Source organism: Burkholderia sp. Ac-20353 (assembly GCF_017104785.1).
Classification (GTDB): domain Bacteria; phylum Pseudomonadota; class Gammaproteobacteria; order Burkholderiales; family Burkholderiaceae; genus Burkholderia.
The window spans coordinates 1-1,963 of the sequence record NZ_JAAGPL010000437.1 but is presented as its reverse complement, the minus strand read 5'-3'; the positions used below and the strand labels follow the sequence as shown (position 1 = coordinate 1,963).

Annotated in this window: 2 protein-coding genes and 1 pseudogene; 1 reads left to right on the top strand and 2 read right to left on the bottom strand. The window is 71.2% G+C overall.

Annotation, left to right across the window (positions count from 1 at the left end; translation table 11 throughout):
* Window positions 1-149: pseudogene (locus tag G3N94_RS41040) on the bottom strand (LysR family transcriptional regulator); the annotation flags it as partial.
* Window positions 150-296: 147 nt separating this feature from the next.
* Here G3N94_RS41040 and G3N94_RS41035 point away from each other — a divergent pair.
* Window positions 297-1,259: an NAD-dependent epimerase/dehydratase family protein gene (locus tag G3N94_RS41035; RefSeq protein ID WP_205799871.1), complete on the top strand. Its 963-nt coding sequence runs from the start codon at window positions 297-299 to the stop codon at window positions 1,257-1,259.
* Window positions 1,260-1,302: 43 nt separating this feature from the next.
* Here the strand turns inward: G3N94_RS41035 and G3N94_RS41030 are convergent.
* Window positions 1,303-1,963, bottom strand: a 661-nt coding sequence (locus G3N94_RS41030; RefSeq protein ID WP_205799870.1) for an SDR family oxidoreductase, incomplete at its 5' end; no start/stop codon positions are given.

The window sequence follows — 1,963 nt, the reverse complement described above, 5'->3', positions numbered from 1 at the left end:
GGGTCTGACCGAACGCGGCTTCGAGCGCGGCGACGTGCCGGCCGGCCGTCGGCTGCGTGATGTCGAGCGCGCGCGGCACCCGACAGCGACCCTTCGGTCAGCACCGCGAGGAAGGTTCGATACAGTTCCCAGTTGAGATCGGAGGCCATACGAAAATGTATAGCAGATCGATCAAGTTCGCCAATTCCTTGCTACCCGGATGCGATCCAGAATGCGTTGTCGATGAAATCAATGGAAGGAGCGCGGCGATGGCAACGAACGTTCACGAAGCGGAGATGCGGGCCACCGGCCCGCGGATGGCGGACCGGCAGGCGCTGGTGCTCGGCGCGACGGGCGGGATTGGCGGGGAAGTCGCGCGACAACTGCGCGACGCGGGCTGGCCGGTGCGGGCGTTGCGGCGCGGGCTCGACACGGTAACCGAGCAGCGCGACGGCATCGCATGGATGCGCGGCGACGCGCTCGACCGCGACGCGGTGATGCAGGCCGCGCGCGGCTGCTGCGTGATCGTCCATGCGGTCAATCCGCCCGGATACCGCCGCTGGTCCGAGCTGGTGCTGCCGATGATCGACAACACGATCGCGGCGGCCGCGGCGGCGGGCGCGACCGTCGTGCTGCCGGGCACGGTCTACAACTACGGCGCAGATGCGTTTCCGGTCCTGCTGGAAGACGCCCCGCAGCATCCGGCGACCCGCAAGGGCACGATTCGGGTCGAACTCGAGCGCCGGCTGCAGGACGCGACCGCGCAGGGCGTGCGGACGATCGTCGTGCGCGCCGGCGATTTCTTCGGGCCGCGGGCCGCCAACAACTGGTTTTCGCAGGGGCTGGTGAAGCCCGGGCAGCCGCTCAGGACCGTGAGCCTGCCGGGGCGGCGCGGAGTCGGTCATCAATGGGCGTACCTGCCGGACGTCGCCCGCGCGATGGTGGAGCTGATCGCGCGGCGCGAGACGCTGGCGCCGTTCGCGCGCTTTCACCTGGCCGGGCACTGGGACGCGGACGGCACGGAAATGGCGCAGGCAATCTGCCGCGTCGCGCAACGGCACGGCGTGCGTCCGGCATTGCGGCGTTTCCCGTGGTGGCTCGTGCACGCAGCGTCACCGTTCGTGCTGACGCTGCGCGAGCTGCTCGAGATGCGCTACCTGTGGCGCGAACCGGTCCGCCTCGACAACGCACGGCTGACCGCGGTGCTCGGGCGCGAACCGCATACGCCGCTCGACGCGGCTGTCGAGGCGACGCTCGCGGGGCTCGGGTGTTTGCGGTGAGTGGTGCGCGAGCGCCGTTCGTGGTCGAGTCACCGCAGTCACGTCACAGGCCGGCGAATGCCAGCGTCGGCACGTCGACGGCCATCGCGCCGCCATCGGCGACGAGCGTCGCGCCCGTCACGAACGATGCATCCGGTGACACGAGGAACGCGCATACCGCCGCGATTTCGTCGGGGTCGGCCGCGCGCCGCAGCGGCACGTCGGCGCTGACGCGCGCGTAGGCCGCGTCGAGCGATTCAGCGTGCCGCGTCATCAAGGGTTCCATTTCCGCATCGGCCATCGGCGTGCGCACCCATCCCGGACACACTGCGTTCGCGCGCACGCCGTGCGACCCGTAATCGCGAGCGAGCGAACGCGCGAGTCCGAGCAGCGCATGCTTGCCGACCGTGTAGCCGCACACGCCGGGCCCGGCCGCGAGCGCCGCGATCGACGCGACCAGCACGATGCTGCCGCGCTGCGCGATCAGGTCCGGCAGGCACGCGCGTGCGCTGACGAACGCGGTGTCGAGGTTCGCGTGCAGCGCGCCGCGCCACTGTGCGTCGTCGGTTTCGTCCGCGCGGCCGACGCCGTGCCCGCCCGCGCACGCGACGAGCGCGTCGATGCGGCCGAAGCGTTCGGCGATCAGCGGTACGAAGCGAATCCAGTCGGCCGTGCTCGCCGCGTCGCCGGCCAGCGCGACGCCGCCCGTTTCGGCGGCCAGCGCG